General features: G+C 37.3%; 16 protein-coding genes and 1 tRNA gene. 13 read left to right on the top strand and 4 right to left on the bottom strand.

Translation table 11 applies throughout. The annotated features are described in order from the left end of the window. Positions 1–18: 18 nt before the first annotated feature. A complete protein-coding gene (locus BLR27_RS08565; RefSeq protein WP_090703742.1) occupies positions 19–2,121 on the bottom strand; it encodes a heavy metal translocating P-type ATPase in 2,103 nt (700 codons plus the stop codon). Between the two features lie 220 nt (positions 2,122–2,341). Here BLR27_RS08565 and BLR27_RS08560 point away from each other — a divergent pair. Beyond that, positions 2,342–2,415 (top strand) — tRNA-His (locus BLR27_RS08560). Between the two features lie 727 nt (positions 2,416–3,142). Here BLR27_RS08560 and BLR27_RS08555 read toward each other — a convergent pair. The 3 genes from BLR27_RS08555 to BLR27_RS08545 all read right to left on the bottom strand — a co-directional run bounded on the left by BLR27_RS08555 (position 3,143) and on the right by BLR27_RS08545 (position 5,175). Beyond that, positions 3,143–3,964, bottom strand: coding sequence for an anti-sigma factor (locus BLR27_RS08555; RefSeq protein ID WP_090703738.1), 822 nt, complete (start codon positions 3,962–3,964; stop codon positions 3,143–3,145). Then, positions 3,965–4,516, bottom strand: a complete 552-nt coding sequence (locus BLR27_RS08550) for an RNA polymerase sigma factor (RefSeq protein ID WP_090703735.1) — start codon at positions 4,514–4,516, stop codon at positions 3,965–3,967. A 107-nt stretch (positions 4,517–4,623) separates the two neighbouring features. Continuing rightward, positions 4,624–5,175, bottom strand: coding sequence for a fasciclin domain-containing protein (locus tag BLR27_RS08545; RefSeq protein ID WP_090703732.1), 552 nt, complete (start codon positions 5,173–5,175; stop codon positions 4,624–4,626). A gap of 473 nt (positions 5,176–5,648) precedes the next feature. Between BLR27_RS08545 and BLR27_RS08540 the strand changes: the two genes are divergently transcribed. The 12 genes from BLR27_RS08540 (at position 5,649) to BLR27_RS08485 (ending at position 25,218) form a co-directional block, all read left to right on the top strand. Next, entirely contained in the window at positions 5,649–8,156 is a 2,508-nt protein-coding gene (locus tag BLR27_RS08540; protein ID WP_090703728.1) for a heparinase II/III domain-containing protein, read from the top strand. 283 nt (positions 8,157–8,439) lie between these two features. Then, positions 8,440–10,545, top strand: a complete 2,106-nt coding sequence (locus BLR27_RS08535; protein ID WP_090703723.1) for a PVC-type heme-binding CxxCH protein — start codon at positions 8,440–8,442, stop codon at positions 10,543–10,545. 57 nt (positions 10,546–10,602) lie between these two features. Then, entirely contained in the window at positions 10,603–11,004 is a 402-nt protein-coding gene (locus BLR27_RS08530) for a high-potential iron-sulfur protein (protein WP_090703718.1), read from the top strand. A 68-nt stretch (positions 11,005–11,072) separates the two neighbouring features. After that, complete coding sequence (locus BLR27_RS08525; protein ID WP_090703714.1) at positions 11,073–12,254, top strand: RidA family protein; 1,182 nt, start codon at positions 11,073–11,075, stop codon at positions 12,252–12,254. Positions 12,255–12,515: 261 nt separating this feature from the next. After that, positions 12,516–13,904: a DegT/DnrJ/EryC1/StrS family aminotransferase gene (locus BLR27_RS08520; protein ID WP_090703710.1), complete on the top strand. Its 1,389-nt coding sequence runs from the start codon at positions 12,516–12,518 to the stop codon at positions 13,902–13,904. A gap of 46 nt (positions 13,905–13,950) precedes the next feature. Continuing rightward, positions 13,951–15,282 carry a hypothetical protein gene (locus BLR27_RS08515; RefSeq protein ID WP_245704482.1) on the top strand — a complete coding sequence of 444 codons (1,332 nt, stop codon included), beginning with the start codon at positions 13,951–13,953 and terminating at the stop codon, positions 15,280–15,282. 375 nt (positions 15,283–15,657) lie between these two features. After that, positions 15,658–18,834 (top strand): SusC/RagA family TonB-linked outer membrane protein, encoded by a 3,177-nt coding sequence (locus BLR27_RS08510; protein WP_245704481.1) that lies wholly within the window; start codon positions 15,658–15,660, stop codon positions 18,832–18,834. 19 nt (positions 18,835–18,853) lie between these two features. After that, positions 18,854–20,668 carry a RagB/SusD family nutrient uptake outer membrane protein gene (locus BLR27_RS08505; RefSeq protein ID WP_090703707.1) on the top strand — a complete coding sequence of 605 codons (1,815 nt, stop codon included), beginning with the start codon at positions 18,854–18,856 and terminating at the stop codon, positions 20,666–20,668. Between the two features lie 21 nt (positions 20,669–20,689). Beyond that, positions 20,690–21,763: a DUF5017 domain-containing protein gene (locus BLR27_RS08500; RefSeq protein ID WP_090703704.1), complete on the top strand. Its 1,074-nt coding sequence runs from the start codon at positions 20,690–20,692 to the stop codon at positions 21,761–21,763. Between the two features lie 169 nt (positions 21,764–21,932). Next, on the top strand, positions 21,933–22,964 hold the full coding sequence (locus tag BLR27_RS08495) for an alpha/beta hydrolase (protein WP_245704480.1): 1,032 nt from the start codon (positions 21,933–21,935) through the stop codon (positions 22,962–22,964). A 144-nt stretch (positions 22,965–23,108) separates the two neighbouring features. Further along, positions 23,109–24,218: an alpha/beta hydrolase family protein gene (locus BLR27_RS08490; protein ID WP_245704479.1), complete on the top strand. Its 1,110-nt coding sequence runs from the start codon at positions 23,109–23,111 to the stop codon at positions 24,216–24,218. Between the two features lie 7 nt (positions 24,219–24,225). Beyond that, complete coding sequence (locus tag BLR27_RS08485) at positions 24,226–25,218, top strand: amidohydrolase family protein (protein WP_090703694.1); 993 nt, start codon at positions 24,226–24,228, stop codon at positions 25,216–25,218. Positions 25,219–25,220 lie beyond the last annotated feature (2 nt).

Below are 25,220 nucleotides of genomic sequence, written 5' to 3'. Positions count from 1 at the left end.
TCACGCTTTATTGGGCAATTATAGTGATTTTGTTTTTAAGCGGATTGAATTTCCAATAACAATTACATCAGAAAATGCCATTGTTAATGCTCCAACCATCGGATTCAAAAAGCCTAGTGCAGCAAATGGAATTGCTACTATATTGTAGAAAAATGCCCAAAAAAGGTTCTGCTTGATAGTTAATAAAGTGTGTTTCCCAATTTTCAGCATATTATCTATTGATGAAAGATCGCTTTTAAGCAGTATAACTTCTGCCGATTGAATGGCAATATGACTTGAATCACTCATGGAAATGCCTACGTCTGAGCTGGTAAGTGCAGGTGCATCATTAATTCCATCGCCTACCATTGCGGTCTTCCCTCTTTTTTTAATTTCGTCAATGATCGCCAGTTTTTGATGAGGCATAGTTTCAGCATAAATTTCTTCAATCCCCAATACCGCCCCAAGCTCCTCACATTTCTTTTTCTGATCACCGCTTAACAGAACCGGAATTATGTTCAATTTCTTCAATGTCTTAATTAAATTAACCGCTTCAGGCTTAATTTCATCTTCTATGGCTATTCTGGCAACAAGAATATCATTCATTTTGAGGAATAAGCTGTAATTGCCCGGATCTTCGTCAGAATTTAGTATTTGCATAGAGCCAAACATGTAGGTATTTCCTTCCGAATCAGTAGCTGTCATCCCTAATCCTTTTTCCTCTGTTACTTTGATAAAGATCATTTTTTCAGGTGATTTCAGGCTTAATTCAGTGACCAATGAACGTGCTATCGGATGATTGGAATAGCCCTCAATTCCCGAAATTATAGATTCAGCTTTTTTCTCAGAAATTTGAATGCAATCGAGAGCCCTGATCTTGAAATTGCCTGTTGTGAGTGTTCCGGTTTTATCAAAAACCATGAATTTTAATTTTGCGATCTCCTCAATGGTATTTCCGCCTTTTATTAAGATACCGTTTTTGGCTGCTCGTCCAAGTCCCACCATAACTGCGGTAGGAGTGGCTAAGCCCATTGCACAGGGACAAGAAATAACAAGTACAGCTATTGCATTCAGCATGGACTTTTGAAAGCTTACATCAAATGCATAGAAGGCCAGAAAGAAGGTGATGACTGAAATACCAACAACAACAGGGACGAATATTGCAGCTACTTTATCTCCAAGTTTTTGAATAGTTGGTTTTGCTGCTTGTGCTTTCTTCATCAGTTCAATGATCTGTGAAAGAATTGTATGTTTTCCTGTTTTAGTCACTAATATTTGGATGCTTCCCTTTTCAATCATTGTTCCGCCTATTGCCTGGTCGTATTTTGATTTTTCAACAGGCAGACTTTCACCTGTTAGCATGGCTTCATTAATCGATGCCTCTCCCCAGATTATTTCACCATCAACAGGAATTTTGTCACCTGAATTAATTACAAGTACATCACCTGGACGGATCTCAGATGAGTGTATCTCTACTATTTCACCATTCAGCATTTTATTGGCCTTTACTTCCTGGAAAAGCATAAGGTCGCGAACTGCAGATGTAGTTTGTGAAACAGACCGTTTTTCTAATAAATTGCCTAAAAGTACAAGTGAAATAATGGTTGCAGCTGTTTCGTAAAACAAGAAATCGGGACCCAGATTCTGAATAGTACCGTATAAACTATACATAAAAGCGGCACTTGATCCAATAAAGATCAGTACATCCATGTTGGGAATTCCATTTTTTAGAGAGTGGTATGCACTTTTTCCAAAATGTAAACAGCCTAAAATGTAAACAGGGGTACATAATGCTAATTGAACCAATGGGTTATGAAGCCAATGGAATGGAAGGAACATGTGTGAGAACAAGGGGATGGTAAAAAGCAGACTGAAATAAAATTTATTTTCAATCTTTTCATATGACTTTTCTTCAATAGGAATACTGTCCTCACTAACCTTGTATCCAAGACCTTCAATTTCCTTAATGATCAGTGGGGTAGAAGTGGGGTCATCGGTTTTAAACTTGACCTCATCATTGGCGAAATCTACATAGATATCATGCAGGCCTTTTTTCTCCAATAATTTATGAACAGAAAGAGCGCAATTGTTACAGTGCATTCCGCTAACCTGAAGTTCAACCAGTTCTTCTTTTTCCATCATGGGATTGATTTTATCTTATGCAAATTTAAAACTAATAAGAACTAATGATATAAGACCTCGATTATAATGTTTTTTATATGACAGCACCAGTCTTCATAATGGCCCTGAACGAATGTAATCTGGCAATTGAATTGCCATCGTGCTGATAATCAGTATAGAAAATTACTCAGAAAAAATTTGCAATATATGCCGAAATGCTTAGTTTTGCAGAAACAAAATGGTGGCTGTAGCTCAGCTGGTTAGAGTATTGGTTTGTGGTGCCGAGGGTCGTGGGTTCGAGCCCCATCAGCCACCCATTTTAGATTAAGATTCCCCTTTCAAATTTTGAAAGGGGATTTTCTTTTTTAATCCTTCCCGGAATCTTCTATTCTTAGGTTATGATATCAAATTCTGACGTTTTCTGATAAGCAAAAGATTCAAAATTTCAGCTTGTTGGTGATAATGTAAGTTAAAGGTGGCATAAACTTTAAGGTATATCTGCAATTTCTGAATATTTAATAAAATGAGGGCTTTCAATTCTTCATTTTAAAAATAGAGACAAGGAATGAAGAAATAAATATCATTTTCGACAGTAAGATCTTTTCATATTTTAAATAATCTTTAAAATACACCTAGAAACAAATGTTTTTTTAGCCAAATTTTGAAGAATATTTAATTTATGGCTAGGAAAAGGTGCATTTTTTTGAAATTTTGTTCTATTGTGGTATAAGTGATGAATTGTTTTCAAAACAGGCGTAAATGCACTCAATAACGGGGAAATAAATCTACACTCTCGGGTATTTTATCTACAATGTGGGAATTATTTAGTGGTCTGATTGAGTAATTTGAGGTTCTGGCATATCTTATTGAATGGCATGTAAATTGTCTATTGATTAGTGCCCCAAAAGGGCATGTTTTTCATAGGTAGATGTAGGGTCGAATACTTGTTATTCGGCCCTTTTTTTATGCGAAATTTTTCAGGATGAAAAAAAAGTAAAAAGACTTTTTAAGGAAGGAAAGAATTATTAGAAGAGCGTGTAGATTAAATATTACCGATTGCCATCATTTTATCCATAGTGGGGTTTAAACTTCCACCTCTGGGTTCAAGAGTGACTGCAAATGCCTGGACATCTTTGATGAATTTCATTTTTTTCATTCCGGTACTGTCGTCATTTGCATCAAAGACACCGAGATCAACCGGCTTTCCATCTACTATGGCCCATAACTGATACTGATGCTCCTGGTCATTTGAAGGCATATTAAGTGATGTCATATCGATCATCACCTCTTCCTTGTCAGCATTGAAAGCAACTAGCAAACTGGCATCCGGAGCTTTTGTGGATCCTTTAAGCGTTACAAGTTTATAAGCAGCAGGATCTTGATAGAATTGAAGTGCATTTTTAATATCCCTTAGTTCGCCTTCTTTATAATTTACCTGATTGGAGAATTTTTGATTATCAGATTGCAGAACAGCAAGCTGAACATAGGATTCATTAAGCTTATTGTTCAGATTGATCAAAAGGATGCCACTTAGGAAAAGAAGTGATAATGATGCTGCAAAAGCGTATTTGTAAAATTGCAAATTTCTTAAAGATGCTCCTCCAGTGTTTATTGAAGGAGAATTATTGACCTGATCGATAGTATTTATTGAGTTCAGAAAATTGGTTTTAACTTTTTCGGATGGCTCAATAGCATTTGATCTGGCATAGCTCATCAATGCATTTTCAATCTCCTCTAATTCTTTTCTGACCTCAGGATATTGAAGGGCATTATTTTCTACATCAAGCTTTTCTTCATTGCTCAAATCACCGAAAACATATTGTTCCAGTATCCCGCTTTCCAGATATGTTTTGAGGTCTTTCACTTAATTAAATACCTTTCTTAAAGTAATAATAGCATTTCTTAATCGTGTTTTTACTGTTCCCAAAGGAATTTCAAGCTTTTCAGCAACTTCAACGTGCGTAAAGCCTTCGAAATAAACAAGATCAAGAATAATTTTATGTTCAGGTTTTAGTTTTTCAATTAAATCCTTCAAACCGATTATTTCCGGATTGATTTCAGAGTTAACCTTCTTATCTAATGTTAATACGTTATTTTCTATGTCTTCGGTTTTTGAACTGTTACGAAATTCTTTAGATCTTGTTTTATCGATCGCAATATTTCGTGCTACATTGACCATCCAGGTAAATAATCTTCCTTTGGAAGCATCATAGGAAGAGAAAGAATTCCAGATTCTTATAAATGTATCCTGAAGAAGATCTTCTGCTATTTCTTCGTGCTGTACAATTCTGAAAATTACTCCATACAAAGATGAAGAATACATATCATATAGCGCTTCTGCTCCACTTTTATCCTTTTTTTGGATAGCATGGACAAGCTCAGGCTCAGATAAGGTTATTTTTGTTTTCAGTCCCAAAGATTAATTATAGAAGTACAAGGTATGTTTTTATAATTTGGAATAAATATATAAACATAAAAGCCCCGGAATTGATACGGGGCTTTTTTTTACAATTGTTTGATTAATTACTTAGGTAAAACAACAGAGTCGATCACATGGATCACACCATTTTTTTGATTAACATCTGCAATTGTAACGGTAGATGTGTTTCCATTTTCATCTTTCAAAACTACGCTGCTTCCTTGTAGCATTGCTGATAATTTGCCTCCGCTAATAGTAGTGAATTCTGCAGTTCCTTTACCAGCTTTTATAGCTTTTACAATATCAGCAGCATTAAACTTGCCGGAAAGGACGTGATAGGTCAGAATCTTTGTCAATAAAGCTTTGTTTTCAGGTTTTACAAGTGTTGCCACTGTTCCTTCAGGAAGCTTGTTAAAAGCATCATTAGTTGGTGCAAATACTGTAAAAGGGCCGTCAGTCTTTAGTGTTTCAACCAATCCTGCTGCTGTAACTGCTGCAACAAGTGTGGTGTGGTCTTTAGAATTAACTGCATTATCTACAATGTCTTTTGTAGAATACATTGCTGCACCTCCAACCATTTTAGTTCCCTGTGCGAAAGTTGTTGTGCTTATTGCAGTAGCTACTAATGCAAAAGCCATGATAAATATTTTTTTCATAATTCAATTTTTGTTTTGCTGAATTACGAGCTTGTTCAGGAAACGGTTTTATGAAACTGAATTATTTTTAAATTTGTTGATTTCAATAATTAGCCATTCAAATCTTAATTAATGATCTTTCCGGAATTTGATCTTAATACGCAGGATTAAATAAAAAATCTTGTGATTAAGTATATCCTAGCCTATTAAAATTTGAATGCTATCGAGAATCTCCAATAATTCAGCTATCTCCAGTTCACCATTTTCAAGCTTCTCAATGGCCTTGATAATTTCCAGTTCATTCATTTTATTGTTTCTATTTTAAAGATTTTAAGTTTAATCAGTAATTTATCTCCTGAGAATAGACTTAGTTAATACATTTTGGTTACACCAGATTTAATAATTTCTTAGTCCTGATATTTCTGTTTTAGTATAAATTTATATAAATTCGGGTACGTACACGGTTTTGTTGCAAATATTCCAAAAAGATTAAGATGTATAAAAAGATTTTATTGATAGTGACTTTATTGATATCATGCACATTTCATGGTATCCAGGCTCATAATTTATATCAGTTGCAAAAAGCTGTCCCAGACATCTCAGCTTTAAAACAGGAAGTGGAACCATTGATTAAAATGTCATTGGAAGAAGTTAAAGCTCAGGTACCAATAGCTTCCGGAATCTATTTTATTGGATGTCCTAATTGTAATGGGGGAGCCCAGGAAATGAATGTGCTGGGATGGAAGCCTGAATTAGGTAATAAGGTCAAGTGCAATTATTGTAACATGATATTTCCAAACGAGCAATATCCTGAGAATCATGAAAAGGTAATACTTGCACCAAGTGGTGTCAAGCAGGTATATCGCTATCATCAAAATGCCCAGGGTAATCAATACTTTTATGAAGCACATAGCTGGTTTGAACGCTGGAAGTGGATACAGCAGAATGGAGAAAGACTGGCTAAAATTTGGTCTTTAACTAAAGATAATGCTTATGGAGATCGCGCTGCAGTTATTGCCGGCCGTTTTGCACAGTTATTTCCTGATTATGCAATACGTTACGATTATCCTAGTGCAGCCAAAAAATTCTTTCCTGCTGATCAAAAATGGCCTTATGAAGGCTTAGTTCCATATCGTGGGGCGAAATGGAATTGGTGGGCATATGGTGATATTCCAATTCAAATGGCAAATGTTTACGAACTTTTGAAAGATGGATACGACTGGAAAAGAATGGATGGTATTATCGGAAATGATACCGACAAAAGGATCGTGAAAGATCTGCTTATCTCAGGCTATGAATTTACTGCAGCAAACCCTGAAATCTATACCAATATGTCGCCTGGTATGTACAGGGATATGGTTCGCCTTGGAAGGATTTTAAATAAACCGGAAATGGTTCATGACGGAGTCAATCGTTTTAGCGAATTTTTGAAACTTGGATTTTTTGCCGATGGATGGTGGAAAGAGGGTACAGCATCTTACCATGATCAAACGATTGGTGGATTGAGGAGTGTAGCTTTGGCAGCTCAGGGATATTCAGATCCGGCAGATTATAAAAAAGATCGTTTTGATAATCTCGATCTCACGAACAAGATGCCTTTTTATACCAAAGCTTTGTCGGTAACTCAGGAGGCTGTTTTACCAAATGGACGAAAGATCCCCATTAATGATACCTGGGCAAGCAGAAATATCTCTGCAAAAAATACAGATAAAACAGTTTCCCGTTTATGGTCTTCTCTTGGAAATGCGGCCCTTGGCAGCGGAAGTGGAAATGATCAAATGCTGCTCAACCTGAACTGGAGCGGAAATTATGGTCACTCACATTATGATAATGCTTCTATTATTTTATTTGCAAAAGGAGAAGAATTACTATCTGATATCGGTTATACCCATTCAAAATATAGGGGTTGGACTTTGCATACTGCTTCCCATAATACCGTTGTAATAGACCAAAAGGCTCAGGATGCTGGTTCAATGGCAAAGCCAGTAACCGGAAACCTGAAATTTTATGATGATAAGAATCCGCATGTAAAGCTGATTGATGTCGAAGCCTCTCCAGCCTATGCAGTCGCCGGTACTTACCGCAGAAGGTTGATTATGGTTCATGCAGCTGAGGGTCGCGATTATGTGATCGATCGTTTTGATGTGGAAGGAGGAAATACCCATGACTGGTTCCTGCACGGAATGTGTGAGGAGGAAGGAAAATTAGAGACCAGTATTTCTTTGGAAACTAAGTTGAACACATTGGTTCCAGACTGGGGTGGAAGTAATGTTCCTAAAAATCAGTACGATTCAGATATTGAAGGAAAGCGTATTCATGCCTATTCTTATTTAAAGGATATTAAAACCGGAAAGACCAGCAAACCATGGACGGCAACATGGCGGTATGAGAAATCAGGGTTAAGAACGCATAATATTCCACCTGCAGATTCAGAAATATTTAGTTTCCGTTCTCCCTCAGTTAGACTGGCAGGCGAAAATGATAATAAACTGGATGATTTTATGCGGCTTGGGATTATGCAAAGACATACAGGTGGTAAATCTTCATTTGTGGCTATTCATGAGCCGTTTAACAAGGATCCATGGATAGAATCTGTTCATGCGGATGGTGATAATTACCGTGTTAAGTATATTATAAACGGAAGAATGATTGAAGATCGAATTAGCATAAAGGGGAATGATATTGAAATTGTATCCGGAGCTGGCTGGTCATATCAATCTGGAAAGGAACATTCAGGCATGATAGTTGGAATTGATTTTAAGGATGGAAAATGGAAAATGGAACTTGACAATGAAATTCCGGAAGTAAATTATTTACGTGTTGATCTGCCGGGTGGGGGGACACGCTATTATCCTGTTGCCAGTGTTTCTGGTAAATGGCTCGAGTTGAAGGAAGATCCTGGATTTATCATTGAAAAAGGAGGTAAATTAAAATTTCAAACCTTTCCGCATGACGAATATTCAGGTCAATTGAGATATACTGTTTTTGAGCAAAAACGTTAGATTGATTTTATTTACATGACAAATACAAGCCAGTATTTACATTTTAAATTAAATTTTTAAATATCGTTTTTAAGTTATATTTTCGGGTACGTTACCGCTTGAATAATTTCAGGTTTTTATAGATCTATTAATTGATACTATACAAATACAAAAGCGATACAGATCCAGATGATAATTGCGTAATTAGGTATACCCAATTGGTTTTTTAAACAGAACCATTTTGTTTTATTTATCGTAATTAACATGGTGATTCATTAAAATATCTATTAAAAATAAGCAAAGAATGAAGACTCGTTTCAAAGGAAAAAAAGCCTTATTATTATTACCCTTTATCTTATTAGCAGGAGATGGCATAGCACAGCGCTATGCTGGTCCGCTTAGCCCTGAAGAATCTTTAAAAAAGTTAAATGTTGCAAATGGTTTTTCAGTACAATTATTTGCATCAGAACCCCATGTTTTTGATCCCGTTGCACTTGAATTTGATGAACAAGGAAATGCATATGTGATTGAAATGCCCGATTATCCTTATGAGGTAGAACCGGGTAAAGGGCATGGCCGTATCCGTATTTTAAAGGATACGAATGGTGACGGAAAAATTGATAAATCAATAATATTTGCTGAAAATGTAACGGAAGCTACCAGTATGCTGCCCTGGAAGGGCGGACTAATCGTTACGGCTGCTCCCAATATTCTTTATTTAAAAGACACCAATGGTGACGGTAAGTCAGATTCCTCAGAAATTTTATTCTCGGGCTTTTTTCAGAATAATTCAGAGGCTCAGGTAACCAGTTTGAAATTAGGAGTTGACAATTGGATCTATGCAAATAACCGCGGACAAAGCGGAAAAGTAACATTTAGTAAAACTCCCGGTGCTGCACCAGTAGAGGTGAGAGGTGCTGATTTTCGTTTCAGAATGGACCGGAATGTATTTGAACTGGAAACAGGTCCGGGGCAATTCGGACAAACTATTGATGACTGGGGACATCGGTTCTTTACTGAGAATTCAATTCACCTGCAGCAGGCTGTTATTCCGTGGAGATATACTCACAGACATGCATTTCTTCCAACATCCAAATTCAATGTTAGTATTACTGATCATGAAGAGATCATGTTTCAGGAAACTGCTCCAGCGTACTGGAGAGCCGAAAGAAGTGCCCGCAGGAATAAAATGTACAAAGAAGCGAATCTAACAAGGATTGAATATGCAGAGGATCGATTCACAGGTGCATCAGGTGGTACTATTTATAACGGAGATGCATTGCCGAAAGAATTCTATGGAAACGTTTTTACTTCAGATGTATCAGGACATCTGGTTCACAGAGATATCCTTAGTCCTAGCGAAACAAGTCCGGTTTTAGTTGCAAAACGTCCTGAATCTGAAAAAAACAGAGAATTTATTTATTCCACTGATACCTGGTTCCGTCCGGTAACATTCTCCGTTGGTCCTGATGGTTATTTGTATATTCTTGATTACTACAGGCAGCATATTGAAACTCCTGTTTCTATTCCTGATGATCTGAAAGCAGATATGGATTTCATGGCAGGAAGTGATATGGGCAGAATTTACCGTGTATTACCAACAAACAGTACTTATAAAAGTGTTTCTGTCAATCTAAAAGACGTATCAAGTATAAAACTACTTGATTTCTTATCTCACAATAATGGATGGTACCGTACTCAGGCTCAACGTTTGCTTCTTGAGCGTCAGGATAAGTCGGTTGTTCCAATAATTAATAATTTATTTAGTAAAAGTGCTGATCCAAGAACAAGATTACATCTATTGTACGTTCTTGAAGGTTTAAACTCCCTGAATGCAGGTATCATCAGGAAGGGATTACAAGATTCTTCTCCGGGAGTACGTGAAAATGCATTGATGCTTGCAGAGCGTTATCCGGAAACTCTTCCTTTAGTATTAAAATTGATCAATGATCCTTCAAAAAGGGTAGCCCTTCAGGCTGCTTTAAGTCTGGGAGAATTCAAAGGTCAGGCTATAATTCCTGCATTTTCGGAAATTGTTCAGAAGCAAGGTCAAAATGATTGGTTCAGAAGTGCTGTATTAAGTTCAGAAGCAGGTTCTTCAGCAGAGATTCTGAAGGTACTGGCTATGCAAAAAACATTTTTTCAAAATCCTGAGCCATGGAAACTGAGTTTCTTACAGGATCTTTCTAATATAATCGCAGCAAGAAATAATAAATCTCAGGTTTCATCGTATTTAAATGTCATGGATCTTCCAGCTATGAGTAGTTTAAATCTGCAAACTGCTGCTTTAAAAGGACTTAAATTAGGTTTAAATAAAAATGAAGCATTAAAAGAAACCGCAGAAAAGCTGAGCACAGATTCTGAAACTGATGTAAAAGCGTCATTTCAATTATTAAATAAGCTTTATTAATCCTAATAATTTTATTAATCCCAGTTTTTAGAAAGTTAATACCCAGATACCATTCATATGAAAGATAATAAGTATTCAAGAAGAAACTTCCTGCTGAAGTATTTGAAAGCAGGTTCAATGCTGGCAGGAGCTGGTTTTGTCCTTAGCTATACCTCAATAAATTCTGTAGCGAAAGGGCTTGCTCAATCTGGTTCTTTCAATCAGCAACCTCCAAAGAAAGCAGTTCAACCTGGTCAGAAAAATCCATGTGATGATCTTACGGGAGTAAGTGCAGAGGAAATTGAAAAGCGAAAAAAACTGGCATATGTAACCAAGACACCGATTCCCGATAGTCATTGCAGTAATTGTACGCTGTATATTCCTGCAGCTAAGGATAAGCCATGTGGTGGTTGTATGTTATTTAAAGGTCCTGTTCGTCCTGATGGCTATTGCGCATATTGGGCACCTATAAATAATTAGGATTCATGTTAGCTGGAAATTGTTTTCGTGAAAAATATTAGGCTAAAGAGTAGTCAATTAATTAGTTTATGAAAAGATCGATCCTGATATTTTTGATTATTGGCAATTTTTCTTCTTTTGCACAGAATCCTGAAATTCAATATTCTCAGACTTCCAGACAAAATGGTAGTTCAGATGCAGTAATTGTAAAAGATGTTCCTCTTGCCCATACAGCCCAAATTGTATCTATAGACAAAGGGGGTAAATTTATTTTTAAAGGTGATCTTCAAAAACAAATCGGACAAATATTTAGCAATATCTCCAAAACGCTTGAAATTGCTGATTCAGGTCTGGGGAAGGTAGTCAAACTAAACATATATCTAAAAAATTCCGACTTTATCACTGTAGTAAAAACAGAGATCAGCAAGCGATTCAAACCAGGAAAATTACCAGCTGTCAGTTATGTAACTGGGAATTTAAGTCACCCTGATGCACTTATTTCAATTGATGCCATCGCTGTATCTGCTAATTCTTCTGATAAGCAGGTAAAATATTTTCATTCAGGTTCCGCACAAGTATCAATCCTACCAGCGGGACCGGTTGTTTATGTTTCAGGGCAGGCAGCCAAGGGTAATTTAGCAGAAGCTACTCTCAATACATTGAAGCAATTAGAGGAAACACTAAAATTTCTTGGTCTTGAAAAACAAGATATAGTTCAGATTAAATCGTTCATTAACCCAATCTCAGATCTTAGCATTGTGCAGAATGTGATGGAAGAATTTTTTAAGGAAGGCACTATTCCTCCGCTGGTTAATGTGGAGTGGCTCAGTAAAGATCCGCTTATAGAGATTGAGCTGATCGCATCTTCTACTAAGAGATCAGGCAAGGCGACTGAGCAGATTGAATTTATAACACCAGAGGGAATGGTTCATTCTCCTGTATACAGTAAGGTTACCCGTATAAATTATGGGAGTAAGGTTTATGTTTCAGGCTTGTATGGTAATGTGCAGGGTGGCGTCAAGGCTGAGCTGAGTGATGTTTATAATTTTCTTGATCTTATCATGAAGAAATCAGGAAGTGATCTGAGGCATCTTGTAAAGGCCACCTATTATGTAAGTAATGATCTTCACAGTGCGGCCTTAAATGAGATCCGTCCTAAATATTATGATCCGAAGCGTCCACCAGCAGCCTCAAAGGCACTGGTTAAAGATGTTGGATCATCAAATGCAGGAGTGGGTATCGACATGATAGGGGTGGTTATTGAGAAATAGCGTGTTCATTAATTTTGATCTTGCTTTCTATTTAAAATAGTTTTGCCATTGTATATATTTTGACATGTAAGTCTATGTCATATAATAATTTATCCTAATTTATTTTCACAGGAGTATTGTTTCGTTGAAAATATTTTATATTTTCGGGTACGTAAACGTAAATGATATGAATCCTCGAAAAAGAGGCGAATATTAAAAATAAATGATCGTTGCCAACAGTATAACCTATTCCTGAAAAGCATAAACTGATAATAAAGAGTCATGAAAAACAAAAATAGTGATCCATCGAGACGAAAGTTTTTAAAACAAACATCTGTAGCAGGTATTGGAACAGCTCTGACTTTGGGTATTTCTCCATCACTGATTGCCGGGGGATTGGATAATTCGGCAACTCCTGCCATTCTTGGAGGTCCGTTAGCTTCGAATCCTGCAAAATGGATCAAGTGGCCGATCTGGATTCCTGAAACTGATGAGAAAAGGGTTCTTGAGGTATTAAGAAGCGGTATTTGGTCGCGTGCATCAGTAGTGAATGAATTTGAAGCGCTTTGGGCTAAAACTAATGGTGCCAAGCGTTGTCTGACAGTCAGCAATGGAACAAACGCTTTAATAGTAGCTCTGAATCAGTTGGATATTAAAGGAGGCGATGAAGTTCTTGTGCCACCTTATACATTTATCTCTACAGTACAGGCAATTTTAATGAATGGCGCTATGCCAGTATTTGTTGATATAGATCCGGATACTTATCAAATTGATCCGGCTAAAATGGAAGCTAAGATTACTCCCCGGACGAAGGCGATTTTGCCAGTTCATATTTTAGGTATGCCGGCTGATATGCCAAGAATCATGGCAATTGCAAAAAAACATAACCTGGTGGTTATTGAAGATGCATGTCAGGCACCGCTTACCGAAGTAAATAATCAAAAAGTCGGGACTATTGGAAATGCCGGTTGTTTCAGTTTTCAAAATTCAAAGAATATTCCAATTGGGGAAGGTGGAGCAATCATTAGTAATGATATTGCATTCATGGATCGCTGTGTTTCATTTCAGAACCTTGGATTGCCATTCGGAACTGCAGTTGGAACATTTAATGCCGGAAGTGTCAGGATTGGTACCAAGGTCCGTTTAACGGAATACCAGGCGGCAATCGGACTTGCTCAGATTCAAAGGCTGGATGCACAAACAACTGTACGTGAAGAAAATGCAAAATACTTAAAATCAAAAATTGAAAATATTCCCGGAATAGTACCTTATAAATTATACGATTGTGCAACGAGAGTTTCATTTCATCTCTTTTCTTTCAGATATAAGCAGGATGCATTCAAAGGATTAACAAGAGCTGCATTCCTTCAGGCTTTAAGAGCTGAGGGAGTACCTTGTTCTGGTGGTTACAATCCATTAAATACTCAGGAATTTATTAAAGAGGCATTTGAATCCAAAAATTATAGAAGGATGTATCATAAGGATATGCTGGACTATAAAAAATATATGGAAAATAACCAATGCCCTGAAAATGACAAGCTATGTACAGAAGCTGTTTGGTTTACCCAGAACCTTTTATTAGGCAGTAAAGAGGACATGGACTCAATCGCTTCTGCTATCAGTAAAATTTACGCCAGTGCCGATGCTATTAAGAAATCCCTGGAAAAGTAATCATAGGTAGATTGGTTTATTGATGGGATTTAAGAATAAAAGATAAATGGATAAAATTGATGAAATTGAAGCTGGGCTACAAGCACCCAATACTTCAGAAACGATTAGTAATTTAACAGCTAAAACATATAATTCGGGTTTTTTTCAGGCTCATGATACCTATAATGCTTTATCTGCAGCGAGTGATGGTAAAATTTATTACATCTTATCATCAGATAAAATTGATTTTGCCGGTAAGATGTACGTTTATGATCCCGAACTTGATGATACAGAGTTCATTGCAGATCTGAATGATGTTTGTGGTGAACAGGGAAAAATGTTTATCCCTCAGGGGAAGAGTCATACACGTTTTTACGAGAGCAAAGGCAAATTATATTTTTCAACTCATGTTGGATATTATGAATTAATAAGAGGAATGGACCGCCTGCCGGTCAATCCTCCCGCAGGTTATAAATTATATCCCGGTGGTCATGTTATCTCATATGATTTGAAAACTAAAGTGTTTGAAGATCTTGCTCTTCTTCCAAATGGGGAAGGAATGGTTTCAATGACAATGGATTGTGACCGCGGGCAGATTTATGGTATTACCTGGCCAAAAGGCAGCTTTGTACATTATGATGTAAATACAAATGTCCTTAAAAATCTGGGTCAGATTTCTGGTAATGGAGAAGGAGGGGAACCAGGAGATGATTTCAGATCTCTTTGCCGGTCACTTGTTGTAGATCCTAATGATGGTACGGTTTATTTTTCTACTTCCGAAGGAGATATTTTTTCATATAATCCAAATGAAGGAAAAATAGAAAAATTAGCAGATATCAATTTAAGACTTGATTACTTTGGAAAGTATGATCCTACACGTCCGGGAAGTATGGGCTATAACTGGAGAAAGATTTTTTGGTATAAGCCAGAGAATGTTGCCTATGGTGTTCATGGTAACTCAGGTTATCTATTTCGCTTTAATCCTCAAAATAAGCACGTTGAAGTTGTAAGAAGGATAACTTCTGAACCCTCTCATAAAAGTGGAATGTTTGATCAATTCAGTTACGGTTATCTTGGATTTCAATTAGGTCCGGATGCTGAAACTATCTATTATCTAACCGGCGGACCAATTTATGAAAATGGAAAACGTATTGCAGGAGATGATGAAATTGCAAAGGGTGCTGCAAAGGGCCTGGAAAATCTTCATTTGATAACTTATAATATTCCATCATGCACATATAAGGATCATGGACCTGTATTTTATGAAAATGGTGATCGTCCTTTATATGTAAATTCAATTGCTATTGGAAAGGGAGGGGAGGTATATGCATTGGCAAGAGTAACAGAAAATGGACATACACGAACTGATCTAATCAAGATTCCTAATCCATTTTTATAGTATACAGACTTATTAATAAATATTTTAAGATAAAAATTCAAGCTATTTATATTTATAATTTATAATTTTTAATATATTAGGGTACGTTAACGTTCAGGATTTCGAAAATTAGATAGAAACATATTTTTAAGGAATAACATTAAATGGATTTCTTGTTTTTATAAATGTTTTATCATTCTTAATTAAGGAACAAAATATAAATGTTGACGAGTAAATGTTTTTGAATAGCAAATAAGCAAAAGCATTTTTTATTTTTTCTAACCAATAAATTAATTTCTATAAAACAGTAAAATGCAAAAATTAATACTTTTTTGAAATACGGGTACGCACCCGTATTTAATCAATTGTCTATCTAATCACTCTTAATTATAAACTATGCTAAAAATTTACATGATGAAGTTGAAAAAACCATGGTTCTTTCCCTCCAGAGCAGGGATTGTAATGCTGATTATGCTTGTACTGAGTTTTTCAGAGCAAGCCTTATCACAGCAATTAAAAACTATAACCGGAACTGTACTTGAAGCTGGCCAGCCTCTGCCGGGAGTTACCGTAAGGGTAAAGGGAACAAACAGAGGAGCAACAACCCTGGCAAATGGAAGGTACAGTATTCAGGCAGCAAGTAATGAAACACTTGTATTTGCTTTTCTTGGGATGGTTACTCAGGAAACTGTCGTAGGTAACCGTACATCGGTTAACATCACCCTTCAGGTGTCCAGTTCTTCATTGAGTGAGGTAGTTGTTATTGGCTATGGTACAGTAGCTAAGCCAGATCTTACTGGTTCTGTTGGTGTAGTACCAATGGATGATATGATGAAGGCTCCTGTCGGAACATTCGCAGAAGCACTTGCCGGCCGTGTTGCGGGTGTAAAGGTTAACGCATCTGATGGTCAGCCTGGTGGTGGTATCAATATCGTAATCAGAGGAGCTGGTTCTTTAACTCAAAGTACTTCTCCACTGTTTGTGATCGATGGATTTCCTGTTGAAAATCCTGATCCGGCAAGTATAAATCCTGAAGAGATTGAGTCAATGACCATATTAAAGGATGCTTCTTCTACTGCAATTTATGGATCAAGAGCTGCAAACGGTGTAATTCTAATTCAAACAAAACGTGGTAGTGTAGGAAAACCAGTAATCAATTTTGCTAGTTCTTATGGTCTTCAATCAGTTCCAGAACCAATGGATGTAATGAGCCCTTATGAGTTTATTAAATATCAGACTGAATTAAATCCATTGTCGGCAACAACAAGGGCATTTTTTGCAGGTGGTAAAACTCTGGAGGATTACAGAAGTACTGAGGGAATAAATTTTCAGGATTATGTCTTACAGCAGGGAACTATACAGAGTTATAACCTGGCTTTGAGAGGTGGTACCGATCAAACTAAATACTCAATTTCTGGATCTTTATTTGATCAGACCGGCTCAATTATCAATACTGGTTTAAATCGTTATTCAGGAAGAGTAACACTTGATCAAACCATAAGTAATAAAATAAAAGCTGGAATAACTGCTAATTATAGTGGTATCAAGCAATTCGGACAAGTTATTAATCAGGGTGCGGTAACTTCCGGAAACCCGACAGCTTTTGCTTTGGCCAGAGCATGGTTATACCGTCCGATCACTCCAAACCCAACTGATGATCTTCTTTCTGATTTAGTGGATGATGAAGCATTGAATGCTTCCGATTTTAGGATAAACCCGTTCATTGACCTTCAAAATCAGCATTCATTCAATATTACCAGTCTTGTTGAGGGTAATGGATATCTTAGCTATCAAATCAATAAAGATTTAAATATTAAGTCAACTGCAGGTATCCGTCATAATAAATTAACACTGGAGCGTTTTTATAATTCAAAAACAGCGCAGGGAGGTTCTAGTCCAAATAACGTGAATGGTGTCAATGGTTCTATAAATAATGTTTTCTCAAATAGTTTCTCAAATGAAACTACTTTGAATTACAAGAAAACATTCAAGAAAGATCACACTGTTACTGGTCTTGGCTTATTTGCGATCAATAGTAGCAATACAGAGGGTAAAGGATATGGCGGAAGATTGTTACCTAATGAGAATTTAGGAATGGATGGACTGGATGAAGGATTGGCTTTCAATCAGACATCAAATTCAAGTCGTAATTCCATGGCTTCCTATGCAGGAAGGTTGGATTACAATTACAAATCCAAGTATATAATAACAGGTACGTTCAGAGCGGATGGTTCATCTAAATTCCAGGAGCACTGGGGATACTTCCCTGGCGCAGCATTAGCATGGAATATGCACAAAGAAGGATTCTTTGCTAAATTGTTACCTGGCGTTTCTACATCAAAGCTGAGAACCAGTTATGGTAGTAATGGAAATAACAGGGTAGGCGACTTTGATACTTATGCTCGTTTATTGCAGAATATTGATGGTTATTCATTCAATAACTCTACACCTATTGCTTCTAATTATGTTTCTGCAGTTGGAAACCCTGCTTTGGCGTGGGAGAAAGTAAATACTATTGACTTAGGTTATGAGATAGGTGTTTTGAAAGACAGGATCACTCTTGAAGTTGATTTGTACAGAAAAACCACAGAGAACTTATTGTTAAATGCGATCCTTCCTCCGTCTACAGGATTTGGTTCTGCTGTTAAGAATATTGGTAAATTGAGAAATGATGGTCTTGAATTTACTTTGAATACAGTGAATGTTCAGTCGAAAAACTTTACCTGGGAAAGTAACCTGAATATCAGTTTCAATAAAAATAAGGTAATGGAGCTTACCCGAGGACAACGCTCTCTTCCTTCTAACTCAGAGTATGTTTCTCAGTTCAACAAGCCTTTATACGTTGCTGAAATTGGAAAGCCTGCCGGAATGATGATTGGATTTATCTGGGAAGGTAATTACCAGTATTCGGATTTTGATAATCCTTCTCCAGGTGTTTATATCTTAAAACCTTCTGTTCCAACCAATGGTGCCGTTCGAAATACTATTCTTCCTGGTGATATCAAATACAGAGATATCAATGGAGATGGTATTATGAATGATGCAGATTTAACTTTTATAGGTAGAGGACAGCCAATTCATACAGGCGGATTTTCAAATAATTTCAATTACAAGGCATTCAGTTTGAATGTATTCTTTCAATGGTCTTACGGAAATGATATCTACAATGCCAACAGATTGATCATGGAAGGAAATAGTAATGGATGGGCTAATATCAATCAGTTTGCAAGCTATTCAAATCGCTGGTCTCCTGAAAACCCTACCAATGCAAATTACCGTACTCGCGGACAAGGGCCAATTGGTTTCCACTCATCCAGAGTTGTTGAAGATGGTTCATTCCTACGTATGAAAACAGTTTCCTTAAACTATAACTTACCGGCTAAACTAATTAAAACTGCTTATCTGAGTAATTTAAGTGTGAATGTTTCTGCACAGAACCTTATTACATGGACAAATTATTCAGGTATGGACCCTGAAGTTTCAACCCGTAACAACACTTTGACTCCGGGTTTTGACTATTCATCCTATCCAAAGGCACCAACAATTGCCTTTGGTATCAAAGCTGGATTTTAATTAAATCAATCGAAAGAAAATGAAAATAAAATATTATTTGATCGCAATACTTTTCTTAACGAGTTTAGGCTCTTGTAAGAAATACCTGGAAACAGAACCGACTGATTTCCTTAATCCGAATAACTATTATGAAACTGAGGCACAGTTGCAATTTGCACGTGCTGGTGTTTATCATCACCTGGGTGCAGGTGGCTTACATGGTACTTATGCAAGTTATCTTCTTGCATGGCATGGTGATGAAGGCTATATGAACAGAGCAACTCTGACCACCGGACCATGGAATTACTTCTATTCTTCAGCAGATCAGTACAATGCCGGTCTTTGGAGTAACCTGTGGGCAGGAATAAATAAAGCAAATGTTCTGATTGCAAACGTGGATAAAAACACAGCTATTGCACAGTCAAAGCGTGATGCGATCAGAGGAGAAATGTTATTCCTTAGAGGTTATTATTATTTCACTCTGGTTCAGTATTTTGGTGGTGTTCCTTTGAAACTTACTCCAACAACTTCTGTAATTGATGTTGATATCGCCAGATCACCTGCCAAGGATGTTTATACCCAGATAATCAAGGATATGGAAGCAGCCGAAAAATTAGTTCCGGGTATTGCTGCTTTGGGCTACGGTGGTGCTATCAGTAAGTCGGCAGTACGCGGTCTTTTAGCGCGTGTAAACCTTCATATGGCTGGAGATCCTGTTAAGGATAAAACAAGATATGCTGAAGCCAGTAAATGGGCAAAAATGGTAATTGATGATGCTGAGGCTGGTCACTCTCTTAACCCCAGCTATTCACAGATCTTTATTAATCTGGCTGCTGATAAATATGATATCAAGGAAAGTATCTGGGAAGTTGAATTCTATGGTAATCGTACTGACCAATATGTTGAAACCGGAAATATCGGATGGATCAATGGTCCGGCAGCAGGTGTTGCTTCATCTACAGGAAGGGCAGATGCTTATATGAACATCACATCAGAGCTTTATAATGCATTTGAACCGGGTGATAATAGAAAATGGTTCAGCATTGCTCACTTTACTTATACAGCAACGGGGGCAAAAACAATGAGCTTATTGCCTGTGGATGAGAATGCCAAGAATAACATGAAGCCTGGAAAGTGGAGAAGAGAGTATGAGACTTTATTACCGAAAAGTCCTACCACAACTCCAATAAATATGGTACTTCTTAGATATTCTGATATTTTGTTAATGTATGCTGAAGCACAGAATGAAATTAGTGGTCCTACTGCTGAGTCTGTTGAAGCATTTAACAAGGTTAGAAGAAGAGCATGGTCAACTGGTATAAAAGCAATTACGGTAGCTAATGGCGGTGCCGGATATACTACCGCCCCAACTGTGAGTATTAGTGGTGCTGGTGGTGCTACTGCTACTGCAACAATCTCTGCTGGAAGAGTTACTGCAATTAATCTGGATCGTGATCCTGCAGCAATTACCTATTTCAATGAAGGCAAGTATTCTGCTGTTCCTACAATTACGATCAGTGGTGGAGGTGGTGCAGGTGCTACTGCAACAGCAACTATCAGTAAGGCTACAGATGGAGATATAAATCCTGCATCTAAATTAGCCTTCTTAGAAGCAATTCAGGTTGAAAGAATGAGAGAGTTCAACTTCGAAAACACAAGAAAAGCCGACTTGCTTCGCTGGGGAATATTTTTAAAAGTACATCAGGATATGGGTAATAAATTACAACAGCAGAGTCCTGGACAATACTTTGTTAAATATTATTCAAATGTTAGTGCAAGAGATCTGTTCATGCCAATACCGATCAATGAAATGTCTTCGAACTTAAAAATGACACAAAATCCTGGTTGGGAATAACATTAATTCAAAATAGAAATTATGAAACTTAAAATATATAGTATTGTCGCAGCGGCCCTTTTAATGGCTTCCTGCGAAAAGCCCACTCTCGAAGCAGAGGCGCCGGCTTTTGATGTTACGACTGAAAAAACGACCTATAAAGTAGGAGAGACCATTAAATTTATGATTACTGGTGGTGAAACTCAGAATATCTCATTTTATTCTGGTGAGTTACGTAAAGACTATGCATCAAGTACTGGTCGTGTGGTTGATGTTGCTGGTGCAGGAGCAACTCTATCCTTCAATAGCAGTGTTCAGTTGGGAACTCAAGCTAATCAGGTAACGCTTTGGGCATCAACTAATTTTTCTGGTGATTATAGCAGCCTTGCAAAGGTACAGGCCGCTACATGGGTTGATATTACCGGCAGATTTAAATTGGGTACAACTACAGCCTTGCTTGCTTCAGGAACAGTTGATATTTCTGATTTGTTACTAGCCGGAAAGCCGATCTATTTCGCCTTCCGTTATACTACAAAGGCTCAGGCTACCAATGGAATAAATCGTCAATGGTTTATTCAGTCCTTTGCTGTTAATAGTAAAAAGTTGTTAGATAACACTATGACTCTTACTATTGCGGATCAGGCAGGTGCAGGATTCAGGATCGTGGATGATTTAAAAGATAAAGCTCCTGCTTTATCTTCAGTAACAGCAACCAGATTAACGCTTCAGGGCAATACTTATCTGAATGCTGGTTTGCCTCAATTTAACCCGGCTAATCCGATCTTTGATCCTAAAAATGGAATTTATAATCCACTGGATCCGGCATATCAGCCGTCCGCAGTTTATAAGCCTTTTGTTGCATTTGATCCTGCGAGCCCATTCAATGATCCAGCAACTGAGCATTGGGCTATCACTAAGGCTATAACAATTGATAAAGTTGATCTTGGACCAGACTGGTCATTGGCAATAAAAGGTTTGACAAATCCTGTATTGCCTGAATACCGTTATTCTTACCCAACAGCGGGGACTTATAAAGCCGTTTTTGTTGCTTCTAATGGTAATATAGATCAGCAACTTAAAATTACTAAGGAGATTTCTCTTACAATAACTCCTTAATTTTAATAGTTTGTGTTAGAAGGATTAATCCATTCGTGGGTTAATCCTTTTTTATTAAATAATCTTCTCAATTAGAATCATAATGATCATGTCATGTAAATTCAGGATTCTGCTTATTTCCCTTTTTGTCTCCATCCCAGGGATGAACTTTGCTCAAACTGGTTCGAATATGCTGAATCAATACAAGGAAGTTACCGGGAAAAACAAGATCAACAGTACTGTAAAACATACCAGGGAAAGACTAAGAATTCTTTATAATATGGAGAAGGTAATGGGTAAATTACCCAATCGCAGCAAACTTATTCCATTCGATATACTGATCACAGATAGTACCACAGAAGAAAATTTTACCCGTTATACACTTACTTTTAATGTAGCTGATAAGGAACGATTACCGGTTTATCTTTACATACCTAAACAGATCGGAATACCAAAAAAACTTCCCGCAATGCTGGTACTGCACGGTACCCATGCATTAGGCAAGGGTGTTGTTGATGGACAGGGAGATAAGCCAAACCGCGCTCATGCAAGAGAATTAGCTCAAAGGGGATATGTGGTTATTGCACCTGATTATCCAAGTTTTGGCGATTTAAAAGATCATGATTTTGAAACAGACAGATATAAATCAGCAACAATGCAGGCAATATTCAATCATATGCGTTGCATTGATCTGCTACAGAACAGAGCAGATGTGGATCCTGAAAGGATAGGTGTTATCGGACATTCTCTTGGAGGCCATAACTCCATGTTCGTTTCTGCCTTTGATGAACGTATCAAGGTAACCGTTTCAAGCTGTGGCTGGACTCAATTTGAGTACTATAATATTGGAGAAGAAGGAAGTAAAAGATATGGTGGCCGATTAGGTCCCTGGGCTCAAACGAGGTATATGCCTTTGATCAGATCAAAATATGATCTGGATGAACGTAAGATTCCATTTAATTTTAGTGATGTAATATCAGCAATAGCTCCCAGAGCTTTTTTCTCTGTTTCACCATTAAGTGATAGTAATTTTAATGTGGAAGGGGTAAGGAAAGGCATTTCAATTGCTGAACAGACCTATACTATATTAGGAGCACGTGATATGCTACAGGTACGTTATCCTCAGGCAGAACATGATTTCCCTGTTGAAAGCCGTATGGAAGCCTATGCTTTTATTGATAAGATGCTCAATTTTAAACCATTAAGCACTCTGATAAAATAGCCGGGAAGAGAATTAGTGTTTTGAAAAATGATTCAATTGAATTAAGATATTTTGATCAACTATAATGGATAATTGAAAATTCATTTGAACAGATTTATAGAAATTGATCTTTATATTTATTGAACAATCAGGATGAAATTTATAATGATGGAAATAACAATCAATTGCAGAAAGTTCTGCACGAAACTACTGTGGATATTTTTATTTACTCCTTTGATCATTTCTGCTCAGGACAACTCTCCTGCAAGCTTAACTTCTGATAATAAACATCAAAAAACACATAATAATCACAGAGCCCATATTCTTAAGGATATGGAAAAAGCTATGGGTAAACTGCCTGTTAGAGGGGCTATCAAACCCTCGGATATCCATATAGTTGACAGCCTGAAAGAAACTGCATTTATTCGTTACAACATTCTCTTTACAATTGCAGAAAACGAAACTATTCCAGTTTATTTATACATACCAGTTCAACGTGGAGCTCCAAAAAGACTTCCTGCCATGCTTGTTTTACATGAAACGGATCCTTTAGGAAGAAAGGCAGTTGATGGACAAGCTGGAAAACCTAATCGTGCTCATGCAAGAGAGCTTGCAGAGCGGGGGTATATTGTTATAGCTCCTGATTTTCCAAGTTTTGGCGACCAGAAAGATTATGATTTTGATACCGATCGATATCAATCAGGTACAATGAAGGGCATATTTAATCATATGCGGTGCATTGATCTGCTTCAAAGCAGAGCTGATGTTGATGCAGAAAACATTGGAGTTATCGGCCATTCGTTGGGAGGGCACAATTCTATTTTTGTAGCCGCTTTTGATAATCGTATAAAAGTAGCAGTTAGTAGTTGTGGGTGGACACAATTTGAATATTATAGTATTGGTGAAGCAGCTGAAAAAAAATATGGAGGAAGATTAGGTCCATGGGCACAAACCAGGTATATGCCATTGTTGCAAACTAAATATAAGCTTGATGGCGATCGCATCCCTTTTAATTTTGATAAGGCTATTTCTGCGATAGCTCCGCGTGCCTTTTTTTCTGTATCCCCCCTGCGTGATGCAAATTTTGATTACAAGGGCGTTGAAGCAGGTATTGCAAAAGTAAAGCCTGTTTATGATTCTTTGGGTGTTCCGGATATGTTGCAGGTGCGTTATCCAAATGCTGAGCATGATTTCCCGGTTGAGAGCCGGAAAGAAGCCTATGCATTTATTGATAAGATATTAGGTCATAAGCCTGTTAGTACAGATATTAAATAAAGGAAATATGACTGAAAAAGAATATTCAAGACGTGAGTTCCTAATCAGGAATTCAATTCTTGGTTTTGGAACAATTTTGTCAATAGGATCGGTCAATTCATTGTTTGCCGGCTCATTTATTCAAAACAATTTGGATCTGCGAAATCCAAATGAGCCTATCATAGACATTCATCAGCATACAGATTACAGCGGCAGGAATAATGAATTTCTCCTTTCTCATCAAAGAGCAATGGGAGTAACCAAAACAATACTGCTGCCTTCAGGAAGGCCCCTGAGTTATGGATCTACTTATTATGGATATAGTAATGGTTTACAGGCTTCTGCTACAGGTAATGAAGTATGTTTTCAGTATGCTAAATCGCATCCGGGCGAGTTTGTATCTGGAGCAAATGAGGTTCCTGATATGCCGGGGGCAATTTCTGAAATTGAAAAATACCTGAAATTGGGAGCTCCTGTAATTGGCGAATTGAAATTTGGCCTGGACTGTGATTCAAAGCACATGCAAAATATCTATGAGCTTGCACAAAGCTATAATGTACCGGTATTAATGCACTGGCAATTTAATATGTATAACAGGGGCTTTGAACGGTTCCATACGATGCTTAAAAAATATCCCAAAGTAAATTTTATTGGTCATGCCCAAACCTGGTGGGCAGATATTGATAAAGAACATACAGACCCCAATGTGCTGTATCCAAAGGGTAAAATAACTTCAGGAGGATTGACTGATCGTCTTTTGACTGAATATTCAAATCTTTATGCCGATTTCTCAGCAGGTTCCGGCTTAGGTTCACTTACCAGAGATGAGGATCATGCAAGGGGGTTTCTGGAAAGGCATCAGGATAAACTACTCTTTGGCAGTGACTGTTCAGATAAAGCAGGTTCTGGCAATTCTTGTCTGGGAGTCAACATCATTAAGGCAATCCGGCAATTATCTCCTTCCAAAGAAATAGAAAGAAAGGTTTTGCATGACAATGCAAAGAAGTTATTCAAACTCTAAAG

Origin of the sequence: Daejeonella rubra, from assembly GCF_900103545.1 — a bacterium.
Taxonomy (GTDB): domain Bacteria; phylum Bacteroidota; class Bacteroidia; order Sphingobacteriales; family Sphingobacteriaceae; genus Daejeonella; species Daejeonella rubra.
The sequence above is the reverse complement of the archived record's forward strand: the minus strand, read 5'-3'. Positions and strand labels throughout refer to the sequence as shown.